We start from the raw sequence: 15761 nt of genomic DNA, 5'->3' as shown, positions 1-15761 counted from the left end.
CCGAGGAATCCATACGAACAAGCGCGCGGGGCCTTCGCACGGACCTGCCACCCAGCTCCCCGCATCCGCTGATGCTCGCGCGATACAACAGGTCGATGCAGACGTTCCTCCCTTACGCAGACTTCGGCGAGTCCGCGCGGGTGCTCGACCGGCAGCGCCTCGGCAAGCAGCGCGTCGAGACCCTGCAGGTCATGAAGGCGCTGACCGTGCCCGGTTACGGGTGGCAGCAGCATCCCGTCGTGAAGATGTGGATCGGCTACGAACGGGCCCTCCTCGACTACCAGGGCGCGTTCTGCGCGGAATGGGTTGGACGCGGCTACGCCGACACCTGCGCCGAGAAGACGCTTGCCGTCTTCGAGGAGGCGGCGGCCAGCAGAGGGCCGGACTTCAGGGTGTCCGGCCCTCCACCTTGGCTGGGCGACGAGGCACTCCACGAGTCGCACCGCTCGAAGCTCATCGCCAAGGACGAGGAGTTCTACGGCGCTTTGTTCCCCGACGCGGAACGCGGCCTCGACTACGTGTGGCCCGGCGTCACCTCGAGTCCGAGCTCGAACCCACGCTCCGACCCGCTCTCGAGCCATCGCTCGCAGGACTGACCCCGACGGCCCGCTGACCGCGCGGCAGGTCGGACGGCCGCGCCCCGGAACGCGATCGCCGACGAGCGAGCAGCCCGACCGTGACGTCGACGGCCAGGAAGACGATCAGGCTCACCCCCATCAGCGGCAGGAACATGCCGAGTGCCACGGCCGCGGCGAGCGCGATCAGCGCACCCCACCACGGGGCGCGCCGCAGCGCTCCGCGAGGAGGAGCGGCGCCGACGAGCCGCGACGGGTCGCGCCTCGGCCGACGCTGCCACCACATCGCGTAGCCCCACACGACCATCGCCGCGATACCCACCGCCACCGCGAAGAGCGCCAGCTGGTTGACGAGGCCGAACAGCGAGCCCATGTGCAGGTCGATGCCCCAGCGGCTGAGCTTCGCGACCAGCCCGAACTCGGCGAAGTCGACCCGGTCGACCACCTGCATCGTCCTGCCGTCGACGGCGACCGCATCCACCTCCGTCGGGAAGCTGCGCTGTATCTCCTGCACGACCCAGGCCGCCCCGGGCTGCGCCGGGGGCCGGATCTCGACGAGCCCGGTGTCGACGTTCACCTCGCGGGCGACAGACAGCACCGAGTCGTAGGCGCCCGGGCTCAGCTCGCCGACTCTGGTGCTCGGCGCCCCACCCCCGTGGCCGTGGCCGGCATGCTCTGCGTGCTCATCTGCGGCCGCGTCGCTCGCTCCGTCGAGGCTCGTGCTCAGCGCGGGGGTCGTCCATCCCACGGCCGCGCGCAGCTCCGTGAAGTTCGCGCCCCCGTACTGGGACCAGGTGATGCCCGTCGCTGAGAGGAAGAGTGCCCCGGCCAGCACCCAGATGCCGGTGGATGCGTGCAGGCTTCGGGTGCGCGCGAACCCCGCTGCTTTGAGGTTGGGCCGCAGCAGGTCGCGTCGCTGCGAGGCGCGTCTCGCCCGTCGCGCGCGCCGATACCTGGTCGCCCAGAGTCCGGCCCCGGCGAGCGCGACGACCCAGAGCCAGGACGCCGCGAGCTCACTGTAGAGGCGGCCCGCGTCGCCGAGGTGGAGGCTGCGGTGCAGGTCCGAGATCCAGGTGCGCAGCGGCAGCGAACCCGAGGTGCCGTACGCGGGCAGGTCCCCGCGGATCTCCGCCGTCGCGGGATCGACGAAGACCGCCCGCGTCGTGCTCTCCCCGAGCGCTGCATCCGCATACATGACCCTCGTCGTGTCACCCGGATTCGGGGCCGGACGGACGGCGACGATCGTCTCGCCCTGCCCGACGTAGGCATCGGCCGCCTCGATCTGCTCCGCCAGCGGCAGAGAGCTCTCGGCCACGGGCGCATGCAGCTCGTGGTCGTAGACGAGCTGCTCGAGTTGCGGGGTCAGCGCGTAGAGCGCACCGCTCAGCGCCGCCACGAGGATGAACGGGCCGACGAAGACGCCCGCGAGGAAGTGGAGGCGCATCAGCAGCTGCCCGAGCCACCCCGTGCTCGAGACGCGGCGGGCGCGCGGTCGCGGTCCGCTCATCCGAGGATCCCCTCGCCGACGTAACCGCCTTCCGCGCATCCGGGCGGCACGACGAACACCGCAGACCCGATCGGGGTCGTCCACTCGTTGAGCAGGTCGAGCTCGTCGAGGCGCTGCTGGATGGGCACGAACTGCGCGTCCACGTCCGCCTGGAAGGCGATGAAGAGCAGCCCCGAGTTCGAGATCTGCTCCCTGCTCGGCGCGTCATCGTAGTTGTAGGCGCGGCGGAAGAACCGCTCCGACGTGTTCTCCGAGCGCGCCCGCCGCAGGTGCGAGAACTCCGCGATGACGGGAAACCCGGCCGCGTTCTTGGCCGCGAAGTCGGGCTCGTCGCGCTCCTCGGCGCCGGTCAGCGGGGCACCGTTCGCGAGGGTGCGGCCAACCGACTGCTCGCGTCCGCTGCGGTCGAGCCTGTCCCACTTGTCGAGGTCCATGCGGATGCGCCGCACGACCATGCCCGTCCCGCCGGCGAACGCGCCCTCGCGAATCCACACGAGCTGCTCGAAGTCGAGCGTCGGAGGCGCCGGGTTGACGGTGCCGTCGACCTGCCCGAACAGGTTCCGCATCGTGGTGCCCGGGGCCTCCGATCCGCGCGCACGCCGGAACCCGGGCTGCGTCCACCGCACCGTCGCGAAGCTGCGCGTGTCCTTCAGCAGCATCCGCACCGCGTGGGCGACCGTGAACGGGTCGTCGGCCGCGACCTGCAGCAGCAGGTCGCCGTCGCTCCACGCCGCCTCCAGCCGGTCGATGCCGAACGCCGGCAATGGGCGCAGCCACGCGGGCGCCTGCACTGCAGCGGTGGATGCACGCCGCACGAACTCGGGACCGAACGCGAACGTCACCGTCAGGCTGGCCGGAACGTGCGCGAGTTCGGGTTCTGAGTCGGCCAGCGCCGGCTCACCGCGGGTGAGGCGCGCCGCGTCGTCGGTCAGGAGCTGCATGAGTCGCCGCAGTCCGTCGCGGTTGATGCCGTCGCGCAGATCGAGGGCGACGAGCGTCGCGTGCGCCTGCGGCAGCGTCGCGATGCCCGCCTGGTGCGGCCCGTAGAACGGGACGACGCCTGAACCGGTCAGCTCACCGTCACCGGCCGGGCTCGCGTCGGCAGCCGCATCCGCCGCTCCCGCTGGCCCCGGGCGTCCCGCCAGGCGGATCGCCTGGTCGGCGCCGACGGCCGCGGCCGCGCCGAACCCGGCGACAGCACCCCCGAAGAGGAGCTGTCGCCGAGTCGGGCGGGGGCGACCAGGGCTCTGGTCGCCGGGCACTAGCTGTTGTCCGCGTCGTCGCCGTGCTCGGAGTGGTCCATCTCGGAGTGGTCCATCTCCATGTCGCCGTCTTCGTAGTTCTCGTTGGCGCCGGCGTAGTCCTTCGCCGGAGCCGTGAAGTCGAGCGTCGACTCGTCCGAGAACGTGAGCGTGAAGCTCAGCTCGTCCCCCGCGACAACGGGCTCGGGCAGGTCCATGAGCATGATGTGGTTGTCCCCTGGTTCGAGCGTCAGCGTCTCACCGGGGGCGATCGTGAACCCGCCGCCCTTCTCACGCATCGTCATCTCGCCCGTCTCGTTCTCGACGGTCTCGTGCAGCTCCAGGGCAGTGGATGCTGGGCTCGCGACCGACACGATCGTCACGTCCCCCGCACCCGTGTTCTCGATCTCGCCGAACGCCGCGGACATGCCGGAGTCGGCGGCCTTGACCCAGGCGTTCTCGACGGTGACGGAGTCGGCGGCGAGCCCCGCCGAGGCGGCGTCGGGGGTGGCCGTCGAGCTCGCGGCCGCGCATCCGGTGAGGGCGAGCGCCGCAGCGGCGAGGAAGGCTGCAGCCGCGAGGGGCCGATGGAGGGTCGTGGTGGTGCGGGTCATGAGCGTGGTTCCTTTGCGGAGAGAGAAGAGAGGAGGAGTGGCGGCGGTGTCAGCGCGCATCGGTATCGGCCTCAGCCGATTCGGGCTGCGGCCGACCGCCCTTGCGTGCCCGGACGATCAGCCAGGCGACGCCGAGCGCGACGATCGCGCCGAGCCCGCCGATGAGCAGCATCCGCGGCACGTCGAACGCGTCTTGGGAGGTGATCTCGGCCGTCGGCTGGGTCGTCGCCCCCGAGGGCGACCCGGACGCGGAGGGTGCCTCCACGGTGGCGGCCGGGTCCGAGGATGCCGGCTCCGCGGACGCATCCGCGTCCGTCGGGTCGCCGACCGTGAACTGGATCGTGCCCGTGATCGGGTGCCCATCCGAGGAGACGACCCGCCAGTTGACGGTGTACGCGCCGTCGGGCAGGGCATCGTCGATGGTGCTCGTGACCGTCGTCCCGTCGATGACGGGCTCGCCGGTCGCCCAGTCGCGGCCCGCGGCGTCCTGGAGCACGATCATCGGGCCGATCTCCATGATGTTCGCGGAGTAGCTGAGCGTGATGTCAGGCGGTGACGTGTCGAGCGACGCGTCCGGCGATGGCGAGCTCGATGAGCTGGTCGTGCGCCTGCGCGGGCGCGGCGCCCGCGAAGCCCAGGAGACAGGCCATCAGCAGTGCGATCACTGCGGAGGCTGCGGCCCCGGGACGGCGCCACGGGGCCGTGGTGCGGTGAAGTCGGATGGTCGACGTTGTAGTGGGTCGCGTGGGGTGTGCTGTCGTGAGAGGTGAGGTTGTAGATGTTGGTGCTGAGTCGAAAGACATCTCGAGTGTTCCTCGGGTCTGTCCGCCCGCGCACGAAGACGGCGCGCGGAAGGCGCGCGAGCGTCGCGGACGGAGAATGATCGACGCCGACCGGCACCAGACAGCGGCTCAGCAGGGAAGCTGAGAAGAGAGCTGCGGCGCTAGTTCGAGGTCGCGAATGCTGGGAGCATCGCGACCGCGGGCGGGCCTCGGCGCCGCAGGGTGCGCTCAGCGCGCACCGGCAGCGCGGGCACCCAGGGCAAGTCGAGCGGCGCCGAATCGGTCACCGCGGCGGGGCGCACAGCGCGAACGAGGAACAGGGAGATGCTGCGAACGAGCGGCCGCAGCAGCTCGACGGCGGCGCGGCTCACGCTCGCGAGGAGGGCCTCCCCGAAGTACAGGGCAAGCGCCGTGAGCACCGCGGCGAACGCGTGCATCGCCCACATGAGCGGGCCGTCATGTCCCAGGTGCGGCGCGGAGGTCGAGGAGCCGACGCCAGCGCCCGCCGCGAAGTCCGCCATCGCCGACGAGGCGGCGAGCTGGCCGTGGCCGGCGTGCCCGACGTGCGCATCCGCAGCGCTGGCCGAACCGCCGGCAGCTGGCGGCGTGCCGAGCACGAACAGCGTGTGGAAGAGGAACTGGCTCGCGCCGACTGAGAGCGCGAGGCGGAGCGAGTCGGTGCGGATGCGCGCCAGCAGCAGGCAGGCGAGCACGGCCAGCGCAAACGGCAGAGCGACACCGAGCGGGCCGGGCATGCCGCCGCCGGCGAAGACGTGCGAGGCCAACGCGATGAAGGTGGAGACCGAAGCCGCGACGAACGCGAGCCGAACGCGGCGCACCCGCGCGGCGTCTCGAGGCCGCGCATCGACCGGCGCTGCGAGGCCGGGGTCCCTGTCGAGGTCGAGGTCGAGGTCGAGGTCGAGGTCGAGGTCGAGCGGGTCCACTTCCCCCACGGCGGGGGTCAGCAGGCCGGCGGAGGTCACCCCAGAAGTCTACGCACGTCTTCTACTGCTCGTAGACGCGGCAGATGGGTCACGCCTCGTAGGCGCGGCCCTTCCACGCGACGCGGCGGCGCCCCGCCAACGCGTATACGGGCAGCACCAGCAGCGGGCTGAGCGGGCCGAGCAGCCCCTCGGCCAGGTCCAGAGGGCGTCGCCGTCCCACGATGAGGTTCGAAACCGTGCGATCGAGCAGGCCCACGATCCGCACGAGCCGCAGGATGCGCCCGGTCGTGCTGGACTCCCCCGCGCCGGGCCAGACCCGCAGCAGCCACGGCAGCGTGTAGACGCAGACCGTCAGGAGGCTCGTCGCCAACATCAGGGCCCGCGACCCGTGATGGAGGCCGAGGAGCGACTTCGCGAAACCACGCACCGAGCTCCGGTACCCGTCGTACATGCGCACCCCGATCGCGCTCCCACCCCGGGCCGTCACAACTCGGCCGCCAGCGGCGCGCATCCGTTCGGCGAGGCGCATGTCCTCGACGAGCTCACCGCTCACCGCCGCGTGCCCACCGATGCGGGCGTAGGCGGCGCGAGTGAACGCCATGACCTGGCCGTTCGCAACGACCGGCGCACGGCGCCCGTGCAGGGCCACGGGCACCGAGCCGAGCACGACCGCGTCATTCAAGGGCGTGATGAGTCGCTCGCCGAGGGTCCGCGTCTCCTGGCGCGGGAAGACCGTGAGGAGGTCAGCTCGGGTCGCGCGCAGTGTCGCCAGCAGCGCATCCAACGCACCGGGATTCCAGCGCACATCGGCGTCCGTGAAGACGAGCACATCGTCGGGGCTCGGCGACTCGGGCGGTTCGGCGATCCCGGACGGCTCTGCGAGCGCGGGCGTCTCTGGCGACTCTGGCACTTCTGGCGTCTCTGGCGCTCCTGGCGTCTCTGGCGCTCCTGGCGTCGGGTGGGGCTCGCGCGAGCCTGACCAACTTGAGTGCACTTCTGCCCGATTCTGGGCCGAAAGCGCCGGGAAGGGCTCGATGTGCACTGATGTTGGACACCGATCGGCGGACTCGGGGTGTCCAGCGGCGGCGGCGAGCTGCGCGCACGCCCAGTTCTTGCCCGTCCACCCCTCCGGACGCGGCGTACCCCGAAGCACGCGGGCCCCAGCGGCCTCGGCGACCGCACGGGTCGCGTCGGCCGAGTCGTCGTCGAGCACCACCACCTCGTCGGCTCCCTGACCCAGGAATCCGGGCAGCGTCTCCCGTAGCGTCGATTCCTCGTCGCGGGCGGGAATCAGCAGCAGGACCCGCGGAGTGGATGCACGGCCCGAGCGCTCAGCCGAAGCAGGCGAGACCGACGATCCACGCCCGGCCCCAGCACTGGCACGGGCACGGGCACGGGCACGGTCGGTTGCCGTCCCGGCCGCCGCCCGCAGGCTCGGCTGCGTCAGCGCGTTCGCGAGCAGCACGACAGCCCGCGCGCCGAGGTACGCGGCCGAGATTCCCGCGACGGCACTGCTCAGGCGCGACCGGTTCACTGGCCGCCCCGCTCGCCCGGATACGCCCGGCGACCCCGTCGACCCCGTCGACCCCGTCGAGCCCCGCCGCTCCGGGGCTTCATCCCCAGGCCCGCCGGTCTCGCTCGGAAGCCCTCCGGCCTGGTCAGGAACGCGAGCATCCGCCCGGCGAAGCCGACTCTGTCGCGACGGAATCGCTGCGCGTCGAACACGATGCGGTACCCCGGCAGGGGTCGTGCGGGGTCGGCGGCGTCGAGGGCTCTGTCGAGCTCCTCCAGCATCGACCCGAGCGCGACTGCGAGCTGCTCGGGGCGCACGGGAGCGCCGAAGCGGATGAACGCCTCGGGCTTGGCCGCCCCGCGCATGACGACCCGGATGGCGACGGGGACAAGCGGAACCTCGGCGCGCCTCGCGACCCACTCGGCTCCCGGATGCAGCGACGCGAGCCCGCGGCCCGCCCGCAGCTCGCCTTCCGGGAAGATCAGGGCCCAGTCGCCGGAGCGTGCACGGTCGGCGAGCGTGCGAACCGCCCGTGGGGGCACTGCCCCGACGAGCCGCAGGAACGGGAAGCGGCGCAGCTGCTCATCGCCCATCATGACGGCCACGTCGAACCCGGTGTTCCTGGCGTAGAGCCCGATGAGATAGGCGTCCCACCACGAGCCGTGGTTGGCGGCGAGCACCGCTCCGCCTCCTGGCGGCTGGCCGGTGACGGCGATCGACAGGAGCCCCGTCCGCACGTCGCGCACGGCGCTGCGCACGAGCAGCGCGCGAGCCAGGCGAAGCATCATGGTGTGCTCGACGCTATCGCAGCGCGCGATGCGACGAGCCGGGAAGCGGGTCGCTCACCAGCCGCGGAGGGCGGCCGCGACGACGCCACCCACGACGATCACGAAGACCAGCAGGTCGGTCCAGGTCGCGACGAGCTCGTTGCTGCTCTTGTCGCGCTTCGCGAGGTGCCTGATGCCCGCGAGGCCCAGGTAGATCGCGCCGGGCAGCGCGCCGATGAGTCCCCAGCCGGGGACCAGTGAGGAGACCAGCGCGACGGCGCCCAGGCTGAGGTTCGCGAGCCCGAGCTCCTGCACGACCTGCGCGGTCGCAGTGCCGGTCGCAGGGCCGGTCTCGGTGAGCGTCTGCGGGCCCGCCCCGACCGCGTGCTCCTCGGGCTCGTCGTGTTCCTCGCCTGCGGCCCCGAGGATGGTCTGCGTGGTGCGGAGCGGGTTCGTGAGCTGGCTGATGCCCGCGACGATGAGACGCGACCCGACACCCCAGAACGCGAACCAGATCCCGAAGACGAGCGCGGGGTTGCCGCCCGCGACGCCCAGGTGCACACCCCCGAAGAGCAACGGGAGCACCACCGTCTGGAGGATCACGAGGAGGGCGTACATGTCTGGGCCGTTCGGCGTCGGGATGCTCGCCGGAACGCCACCGATCTGGGCGGTCGGCGCGGCGTCAGTGCATCGGGGAGGGGGGTGATCTGCAACATATTGCATTCCCAGGCTCGCGGACAACACGGCGGTGTGCGTCTGCATGGAACGCGTACTGGAAGAATGGCCGCGTGAGCATCCCCCGCAGTGTCACGCCGAAGAAGCCCTGGTACCGCCGCAAGAGCAGGACGGTGCCCCTCGGCGTGCTGTCGGCCGGTCTCGTCGGCGCGATCATCTGGGTGTCGACGCCCTGGCCGGCCGCCATGGTGATCCGTGCGCTGTTCGAGCTGGACGCGAAGCGCACCGTGACCGAGATGGAGGCCTTCGCGCCAACCGCTGACAGCCTGCAGTCGCAGCTCGACGTGCCGTACGGCGATGGCGGTTCGGACACGACCTTCGACCTCTACTCGCCTGCGGGCACGACGGAGCCGCTGCCGACCGTGGTGTGGATTCACGGGGGCGCGTGGATCTCGGGTGGCAAGCAGAACGTCGACCCCTACGTGCAGATCCTCGCCGCGGAGGGCTTCACGACGGTCGCTGTCAACTACACCGTGGCGCCGGAGGCGACGTACCCGACGGCGCTCACGCAGCTCAACGATGCCCTCGCGCACCTCACGGAACACGCCGCGGAGTACAACATCGACCCGAACCGCATCATCCTCGCCGGCGATTCCGCGGGCGCGCAGCTCGCGAGCCAGCTCGCGACGATGTCCACCAACCCCGCATACGCGGAGCTCGTCGGCATCACGCCAGCGCTCGCCCAAGACCAGCTCGCCGGGATGGTGCTGAACTGCGGCATCTACGACGTGAGCGGCATCCCGAACGCGCCCGGCCTCGGCGGCTACGGCTTCCGGATCGCGCTGTGGGCCTACCAGGGCGACAAGGACTGGTCGGACACTCCCGCCGGGCAGGAGATGTCGACCCTCGACTCGGTGACCGCCGACTTCCCGCAGACGTGGATCTCGGGCGGCAACGATGACCCGCTGACCGCGAACCAGTCGCAGCCGTTCGCCGAGAAGCTGCAGGGCCTCGGCGTGCCGGTCACGACGGTCTTCTACCCGGAGGATCACGAGCCGGCGCTGCAGCACGAGTACCAGTTCAAGCTCGAGGGGACGGATGCGCAGAACGCGCTCGCGTCGACCATCGACTTCCTGAAGTCGGTCACGTCTTCCGACTGATCGCGGAAACCCGCCGCCCCTCGGGCTCCGAGGACACGGCGGGTTCCGTCACTGACGGGTGCGAGGTGGCTACTCCTCGCGCGGGAGACCCGCCGGGTTCACCTCGGAGGTGTCGATGCGCTCGTCCTGCAGGCCCCAGCGGTCGAGGATGGCGTCGTACTGGCCGTTCTCGATGGCATGGTCGAGGACGATCTCGACGGCTTCGATGAGACCGTTGCCCTTCGCGGTTCCTGCGGCGATCTGCGCGTTCGCGGGGAAGCCGCCGTTGATGGTGCCGACGAGCTTCGTCTCGCCGTCGCTCGCCGCCTTGAACGCAGCGGTCGCGTTGGGGCCGAAGGTCGCATCCACCCGACCCGACTGCAGCGCGAGGGTGCCCGCAGCGTCGTCCTCGTAGTACTGGAAGTCGACCGGCTCGAGCCCGGCGGCCTTGTTCTCCTCATCCCAGGCGACGAGGATCTTCTCCTGGTTCGTCCCTGCGCCGACGATGACCGAGAGACCCGCGACGTCCTTGGCCTCGGTGATCGACTCGATCTCGCTGTCGGCCTTCACGTAGAAGCCCAGCACGTCCTCGCGGTACGTGGCGAAGTCGAAGAGGTCCTTGCGCTCCTCCGTGACGGTGACGTTCGACGTGATCAGGTCGTACTTGCCCGACTGCACGCCGAGCGGCCAGTCGGCCCACGCCGCGACCTCGCCCTTGAGCTCGAGGCCGAGCCCGTCGGCGATGAGCTGCGCGAAGTCGGCCTCGCTGCCCAGGCGCGTCACGTTGTCGTCCTCGGCGAGGAAGCTGAGCGGCGGGATGTACGCGCTGCCGACGACCGTGAGCTTGCCGGCCTCCGCGGGCTGCCAGCCGGACGCCTCGAGCGCGGCGATGGCCTCGGGCACCGGGTCGATCTGCGGGCGGCCGTCGACGTTGGCGCTGGTCAGGTCGAACTCGATGAGTCCGCTTGCCGGCTGGGCCCCGTCGGGCTCGGCTGCCGTGACCGGGGCCGACTGGCCATTGACGATGAGGGTCGTGGCGACGACGCCGATGACGGCGAGTGCCGCCACACCGCCGGCGATGACGCCGACCTTCTTCTTGTTGAGCTTTGCCATGAGAGGCACCTTTCGGGGTGGATGCGTTGCTGAAGTTCTGAAGAGGAATGAGGGAAGAGGTGCGCCCGCTGCGAGCTAGAGCACCTTGCGGATGAAGTCCTGCGTCCGGGGGTGCCGCGGGTTCGTGAGCACCTGCTCCGGCGTGCCCTGCTCGATGATGCGACCCGCGTCGAGGAACACGATGCGGTCGGCGACCTCGCGTGCGAAGCCGATCTCGTGCGTCACGATGACGAGCGTCGTGCCGCCGTGGGCGAGCTCGCGGATCACGTCGAGCACCTCGCCGACCAGTTCCGGGTCGAGCGCGCTCGTCGGCTCGTCGAAGAGGAGCACGTCAGGCTTGAGGGCAAGCGCCCTCGCGATCGCGACGCGCTGCTGCTGCCCGCCGGAGAGCTGACGCGGGTAGTGTTGCTCCTTGCCCTCGAGTCCCACCCGCTTGAGCAGTGCCCGGGCCTGCGCATCCGCATCCGTCTTCGACGCCCGCTGCAGCGCGACCGGGGCCGCCGTGATGTTCTGCAGGGCCGTGAGGTGCGGGAACAGGTTGAAGTTCTGGAAGACCATGCCAACCCTCGTACGGCGGCGAAGCGTTTCTGCTTCGCGCAGCTCGAAGAGGCGGTCTCCCTTCCTGACGTAGCCGATGTACTCGCCATCGATGAGGATCGATCCGCCGTCGACGGATTCGAGGTGGTTGATGGTGCGCAACAGCGTCGACTTGCCCGAGCCCGAGGGGCCGAGGAGGGCGACGACTTCGCCAGGCTCGATCTCGAGGTCAATGTCGTGCAGCACCTCATGGGTGCCGTACGACTTGCTCACGCCGCACACGCTGACCTGCCCGGATGCTGCGCTGCTGCGCTCGAGTTCGGCTTCAACGTTCCGGTTGATGGTTGCCTGGCTCATGCTTCGCTCACGTCCTTCTTGATCTCCGCGGTCCGCACGTCCCCGTCCGGCTTCTCCGGGCCCTCGCGCTGGTTCTCTCTGCCTCCGCTTTGCTCACCGTCGTCGAGCAGCGCCCACTTCTCGGAGATCCAGGCCCTGGCCTTCTGGATGGGCGTCGGCGGCAGCTCGCGGTGCGCGCCCTTCGAGAAGTGCCGCTCGATGTAGTACTGGGCGATCGAGAGGAGCGTCGTGATGATGGCGTACCAGACGACCGCGACGAGCAGCAGCGGGATGATGCGCTGGTTGCGGTTGTAGATGACCTGCACCGTGTAGAACAGCTCGGGCAGCGCGACGACGAACACCACGGAGGTGCCCTTGACGAGGCCGATGATCTCGTTGAAGGCGTTCGGCGTGATGGCGCGTGCCGCCTGCGGCAGGATGATGCGGAAGAAGCGGTACCGGCGGGGGAGGCCGAGCGCAGCGGATGCTTCCAGCTGGCCCTGGTCGACCGAGAGGATCCCTGCGCGGATGATCTCCGCCGAGTAGGCCGCCTGGTGCAGGGAGAGGCCGAGCGTCGCGGCGGCGAACGAGGAGATGAGCTGCACCGTCGGGAACTCGACGAGCCAGAAGTCGGTCGTGAACGGCGTCCCGAGCCCGAGCGTCGGGTACAGGTAGCCGAGGTTGTACCAGACGACGAGCTGCACGACGAGCGGCACGGAGCGGAAGAACCAGATGAAGCTCCACGAGAGGGAGTTCAGCAGTGGCGACTTCGAGAGGCGGGCGACGGCGAGGAGGGCGCCGAGGATGAACCCGATCGCGCCGGAGAGCACCGTCAGCTGCAGGGTCAGGATGAGCGCGTTGACGACGATCGGGCTGAAGAAGTACTCGCCGAAGACGTTCCACTCGTAGCGCTGGTTCGTGACGAGCGACCACGCGAACTGGGCGACCGCGAACACGGCGACGGCGGAGAGGATCCACAGCACCCAGTGCTTCGGGTGCACGACCTTGAGGTGCTCACCGGGCCCGAGCGTCTGCATCCGGCGGCTCGCCAATGGTGTGGCGTCGTCCGGCGGTGTCGACGGCGGGTTGTCGGTGGTCGGTGCGGTGTCGATCTGTGACATCGCGTTCTCCTCTCGGCGGACCCTCCGGGCGGAGGGGCTGGCCCTCGGATTCGAGGGCATGTCGAGAAGGTATTGGCGAGCGGATGCCCGTCAGTAGCGGCCGGTACGCGGGAGTTCCGAGAGGGTCGCGCGGCGCAGTGCTGCGTCACACGCGGTCACGCCGTCGCCAGGTGGACGGTCAGCGAGCAGGCGGCTCGCGGGAGCTAGGGGCTCGCGACCTGGATGCTCCAGGGCAGGGGTGTGCCGTCGATCTTGTTCGCCTCGACGACCTCGATGACGAAGGGGCCTGCCGGCCAGGTCCTCGCCTGGACCTCCGGGATCTCCGCGGTGATGTAGTCGAACTCCGAGCTGTGCACCGTCATCGCGAAGTTGCCGTAGTCGCTTGATGTGATCGATGCCTCTCCGCCAGCACCCGTGTAGAGGTAGAGCCCCGGGCCGACCCCGTCGAGCGCCACGTCGAACGGAGGGAGCACCGAGACCGGCAGGATCTCGGCCGTCCACTCCCCCTCGCTCATGATCGTGATGCGGTCGACGACCAGCGACGTCAGGTCGTCGCCGAACGACTGCTCGAAGGCCGCCTGGGTGTTGATGAGCCATTGCGCCGTGCCGCCGGTCGCCCGCTCCAGGTACTGGAACTCGACCACCTGATCGCCGCTGTACATGGAGGCGCTGAGGCCACCGACCTTGTCGTCGACCTGCAGCACAGCCAGCTGTCCGGCGCCCTCCGGCAGCACGACATCGAGGTTGGCTTCGCCGAATCCTCCGACGGGGCTCCCGGCCTGCAAGGTGAACTCGGGGAGGGTGCCCGACTCGATGGGGTCGCCCTCCAACCCGACCGGTGTCGACTCGGTGACGGCCTCGGTCTCGTCGGTGCCTGAGGCGCCGGGAAGCACCTGCAGGATCTGGACAGCGGCGCCCGCCGCCAGCAGCAGGATGGCGAGGATCGACACGGCGATGCCCTTCGCCCCGGACGTGAAGCCGCGCTTGATGGGGCCGGCGGAGAACATGATCGCGATGACCACCGGGATCCAGTACCCGAGGAACGCCGAGACGACAGCCGCGAGCCCGGCGAACACTGCGAACCCGGGCCCGAGACCCGGCTGCCCCAGATGGGCGGCGTTCTTCGCGGCCGGCCCTTTAGCAGCGCGGCTCTTGGGAACGGCGGGCGTCGGGTGCACACCCGGTGTGGCCTGCTGCGGAGCGGGAGGGGGAACCGGCGCCTGGCCTGCGCTGGGGGCCTGGCCCGGATGCGGAGTCGGGGCCGACGACGGTGCCTGCGTCGGCGGCTGCGCGCGCCGACGGAGCAGCGCATCGTTCGCTGAGCCGTGCGAGTAGGCGAGGCCACGCTGCACGCCTTCCCCGCTGCGGTCGAGGTCGTAGGAGGCACGCGCGGCGGTGCTCGTCGCGGCCCGACCCTCGTCGCGCGCGAGCTGCTCGGCCGCGCGCTGCGCATCCCGAGCAACCTGACCGGCGGCCCGCTGCGCGTCCTGCGAGCTCTGCTCGAGCGCGCGCTGCCCGTCCTGGGCGCGCTGAGCGGCGTCGCGCTCGCCGTCTCTCGTGCGCTGCTCGCGCTCCTGCTCGATGCGATCGGCACCCCGGGTCGCGGAGTCCGACCACTGCCGCACGAAGTCGGGTGCCCGGTAGTCCGCGGGCGGCGTATACCCGTTCCTGCCTTCAACCACGGTCGCACCCCTTGTTTCCTGTCTGCGCTCATTCAACACCACACCTCCGACACTCGAGCCGTTGCCGCCCGACCACCCCTGACCTACCCTTGTCCTGTCATTAGAACCAGCCGTCGGTGCAACAGAGAGAGCCCCATGAGCGCATCCACCCCATCTCGCATCGGCGTCGTCGGATACGGAGCCGGAGGCCACCGCTTCCACGTGCCCTACATCCAGGCCGTCGAGGGCTGGGAGCTGGCCGGGGTCGTCACCCGCTCGCCCCAGCGGCGCGCGATCCTCGCGACCGAGGCTCCGGGAGTTGCGGCGTTCGACTCCCTGGATGCCCTCCTCGACTCCGGAGTGGACGCGGTTGTCATCACCACGCCTCCGGATACACGCCGCGAGCTCGTGCTCCAAGCCCTCGAGCGGGGCGTCCACGTCGTCGCCGACAAGCCCTTCGCTCCGACGGCCGAAGGCGCACGCGAGCTGCAGGCCGCCGCCGCGCGCAGCGGGCGCATCCTCACCGCCTACCAGAACCGCCGCTGGGACACCGACCTCGTCACGCTCAAGCAGACCATCGACGCGGGCAGCCTCGGCGAGATCTGGCGCGTCTCCTCGCGCATGGACCAGGACGACTCGGGCACCCTCGAGACCGGGCCGGCCCACGGCCTGCTGCGCGACCTCGGCAGCCACCTCGTCGACCAGATGGCGTTCCTCTTCGGCCGCGTCGAGCGCGTGAGCGCCCACCTCGACACCGCGACCGTCGACGGCGTCGACGTCGACTGCGGCTTCGACGTCGCCCTTCACCACGCGAACGGCGTCTTCTCCCGTGTCGCGTCCAGCAAGATCAACCACCTCGAAGGCCGCGAGCTCATCGCCTACGGCGACCTCGGCTCGTACGAGTCGCACATGGACGACGTGCAGACCGCGCAGATCGACGCCGGCCTGCGCCCCGCATCCGCCGCGGCCGCCACGGACTGGGGCATCGAAGCCGAGGGGCGCTGGGGCATCCTGCACACCGCGGCCGGCAGCACCGCCGTGCCCTCCGCGCGCGGCCACTACTCGGAGTTCTACCGCCAGTTCCTCGCCGCAGTCCGAGGAGAGGGACCTGCGCCGGTGCCACTCGAGCAGGCCGTGCACACGGTCGAGATCCTGGATGCGGCCCGCGAGAGCGCCCGCACGAGACGCACCGTCACCCTCTGAGCGGCACCCGAGCCCTCCCGCCCCGGCTACCAT

15 protein-coding genes are annotated in these 15761 nt (G+C 70.6%); 3 read left to right on the top strand and 12 right to left on the bottom strand.

From position 1 onward, the window contains the following. Positions 1 to 95: 95 nt before the first annotated feature. Entirely contained in the window at positions 96 to 596 is a 501-nt protein-coding gene (locus F8O03_RS00385) for an MSMEG_6728 family protein (RefSeq protein WP_151421909.1), read from the top strand. Here the strand turns inward: F8O03_RS00385 and F8O03_RS00380 are convergent. From F8O03_RS00380 to F8O03_RS00340, 8 genes are all read right to left on the bottom strand, one after another. Then, positions 532 to 2082, bottom strand: coding sequence for a PepSY-associated TM helix domain-containing protein (locus F8O03_RS00380; protein ID WP_151421908.1), 1551 nt, complete (start codon positions 2080 to 2082; stop codon positions 532 to 534). The two genes, F8O03_RS00385 and F8O03_RS00380, sit on opposite strands and share 65 nt — an antisense overlap. Further along, entirely contained in the window at positions 2079 to 3344 is a 1266-nt protein-coding gene (locus F8O03_RS00375; RefSeq protein WP_151421907.1) for a Dyp-type peroxidase, read from the bottom strand. The genes F8O03_RS00380 and F8O03_RS00375 overlap by 4 nt, the downstream gene beginning before the upstream one ends. After that, positions 3344 to 3937: a copper chaperone PCu(A)C gene (locus F8O03_RS00370; RefSeq protein WP_151421906.1), complete on the bottom strand. Its 594-nt coding sequence runs from the start codon at positions 3935 to 3937 to the stop codon at positions 3344 to 3346. The genes F8O03_RS00375 and F8O03_RS00370 overlap by 1 nt, the downstream gene beginning before the upstream one ends. Positions 3938 to 3986: 49 nt before the next feature. After that, the gene (locus tag F8O03_RS00365) at positions 3987 to 4481 is read right to left on the bottom strand and encodes a copper resistance CopC family protein (protein ID WP_244295939.1); all 495 of its coding nucleotides are present in this window, start codon (positions 4479 to 4481) and stop codon (positions 3987 to 3989) included. A 399-nt stretch (positions 4482 to 4880) separates the two neighbouring features. After that, a complete protein-coding gene (locus tag F8O03_RS00360; protein ID WP_151421904.1) occupies positions 4881 to 5702 on the bottom strand; it encodes a hypothetical protein in 822 nt (273 codons plus the stop codon). A gap of 49 nt (positions 5703 to 5751) precedes the next feature. Next, on the bottom strand, positions 5752 to 7197 hold the full coding sequence (locus F8O03_RS18175) for a glycosyltransferase family 2 protein (protein WP_208851763.1): 1446 nt from the start codon (positions 7195 to 7197) through the stop codon (positions 5752 to 5754). Continuing rightward, positions 7194 to 7964, bottom strand: coding sequence for a lysophospholipid acyltransferase family protein (locus F8O03_RS00345; protein ID WP_151421903.1), 771 nt, complete (start codon positions 7962 to 7964; stop codon positions 7194 to 7196). The genes F8O03_RS18175 and F8O03_RS00345 overlap by 4 nt, the downstream gene beginning before the upstream one ends. 54 nt (positions 7965 to 8018) lie before the next feature. Beyond that, positions 8019 to 8666: a hypothetical protein gene (locus tag F8O03_RS00340; RefSeq protein ID WP_151421902.1), complete on the bottom strand. Its 648-nt coding sequence runs from the start codon at positions 8664 to 8666 to the stop codon at positions 8019 to 8021. Positions 8667 to 8731: 65 nt separating this feature from the next. On the opposite strand from F8O03_RS00340, the gene F8O03_RS00335 reads away from it, so the two are divergent. Then, entirely contained in the window at positions 8732 to 9778 is a 1047-nt protein-coding gene (locus F8O03_RS00335) for an alpha/beta hydrolase (RefSeq protein ID WP_244295758.1), read from the top strand. A 69-nt stretch (positions 9779 to 9847) separates the two neighbouring features. On the opposite strand, the gene F8O03_RS00330 is transcribed toward F8O03_RS00335, so the two are convergent. The 4 genes from F8O03_RS00330 to F8O03_RS00315 all read right to left on the bottom strand — a co-directional run bounded on the left by F8O03_RS00330 (position 9848) and on the right by F8O03_RS00315 (position 14546). Next, positions 9848 to 10870 (bottom strand): ABC transporter substrate-binding protein, encoded by a 1023-nt coding sequence (locus F8O03_RS00330; RefSeq protein ID WP_151421901.1) that lies wholly within the window; start codon positions 10868 to 10870, stop codon positions 9848 to 9850. A 75-nt stretch (positions 10871 to 10945) separates the two neighbouring features. Beyond that, entirely contained in the window at positions 10946 to 11764 is an 819-nt protein-coding gene (locus F8O03_RS00325; RefSeq protein WP_151421900.1) for an amino acid ABC transporter ATP-binding protein, read from the bottom strand. Continuing rightward, on the bottom strand, positions 11761 to 12864 hold the full coding sequence (locus F8O03_RS00320; protein WP_208851762.1) for an amino acid ABC transporter permease: 1104 nt from the start codon (positions 12862 to 12864) through the stop codon (positions 11761 to 11763). The genes F8O03_RS00325 and F8O03_RS00320 overlap by 4 nt, the downstream gene beginning before the upstream one ends. A gap of 203 nt (positions 12865 to 13067) precedes the next feature. Continuing rightward, positions 13068 to 14546, bottom strand: a complete 1479-nt coding sequence (locus F8O03_RS00315; protein WP_151421899.1) for a hypothetical protein — start codon at positions 14544 to 14546, stop codon at positions 13068 to 13070. A 135-nt stretch (positions 14547 to 14681) separates the two neighbouring features. On the opposite strand from F8O03_RS00315, the gene F8O03_RS00310 reads away from it, so the two are divergent. Beyond that, on the top strand, positions 14682 to 15728 hold the full coding sequence (locus F8O03_RS00310; protein ID WP_151421898.1) for a Gfo/Idh/MocA family protein: 1047 nt from the start codon (positions 14682 to 14684) through the stop codon (positions 15726 to 15728). Positions 15729 to 15761: the final 33 nt, after the last annotated feature.

Origin of the sequence: Pseudoclavibacter terrae, assembly GCF_008831075.1 — a bacterium.
In the GTDB taxonomy this organism is placed as follows: Bacteria; Actinomycetota; Actinomycetes; order Actinomycetales; family Microbacteriaceae; genus Pseudoclavibacter; species Pseudoclavibacter terrae.
The sequence above is the reverse complement of the archived record's forward strand: the minus strand, read 5'-3'. Positions and strand labels throughout refer to the sequence as shown.

Excerpts from the sequence above, each read along its gene's own strand:
- F8O03_RS00385 (WP_151421909.1), top strand. The coding sequence starts at position 96 with ATGCAGACGTTCCTCCCTTACGCAGACTTCGGCGAGTCCGCGCGGGTG.
- F8O03_RS00380 (WP_151421908.1), bottom strand. The coding sequence starts at position 2,082 with ATGAGCGGACCGCGACCGCGCGCCCGCCGCGTCTCGAGCACGGGGTGG.
- F8O03_RS00370 (WP_151421906.1), bottom strand. The coding sequence starts at position 3,937 with ATGACCCGCACCACCACGACCCTCCATCGGCCCCTCGCGGCTGCAGCC.
- F8O03_RS00345 (WP_151421903.1), bottom strand. The coding sequence starts at position 7,964 with ATGATGCTTCGCCTGGCTCGCGCGCTGCTCGTGCGCAGCGCCGTGCGC.
- F8O03_RS00340 (WP_151421902.1), bottom strand. The coding sequence starts at position 8,666 with ATGCAATATGTTGCAGATCACCCCCCTCCCCGATGCACTGACGCCGCG.
- F8O03_RS00330 (WP_151421901.1), bottom strand. The coding sequence starts at position 10,870 with ATGGCAAAGCTCAACAAGAAGAAGGTCGGCGTCATCGCCGGCGGTGTG.
- F8O03_RS00325 (WP_151421900.1), bottom strand. The coding sequence starts at position 11,764 with ATGAGCCAGGCAACCATCAACCGGAACGTTGAAGCCGAACTCGAGCGC.
- F8O03_RS00320 (WP_208851762.1), bottom strand. The coding sequence starts at position 12,864 with ATGTCACAGATCGACACCGCACCGACCACCGACAACCCGCCGTCGACA.
- F8O03_RS00310 (WP_151421898.1), top strand. The coding sequence starts at position 14,682 with ATGAGCGCATCCACCCCATCTCGCATCGGCGTCGTCGGATACGGAGCC.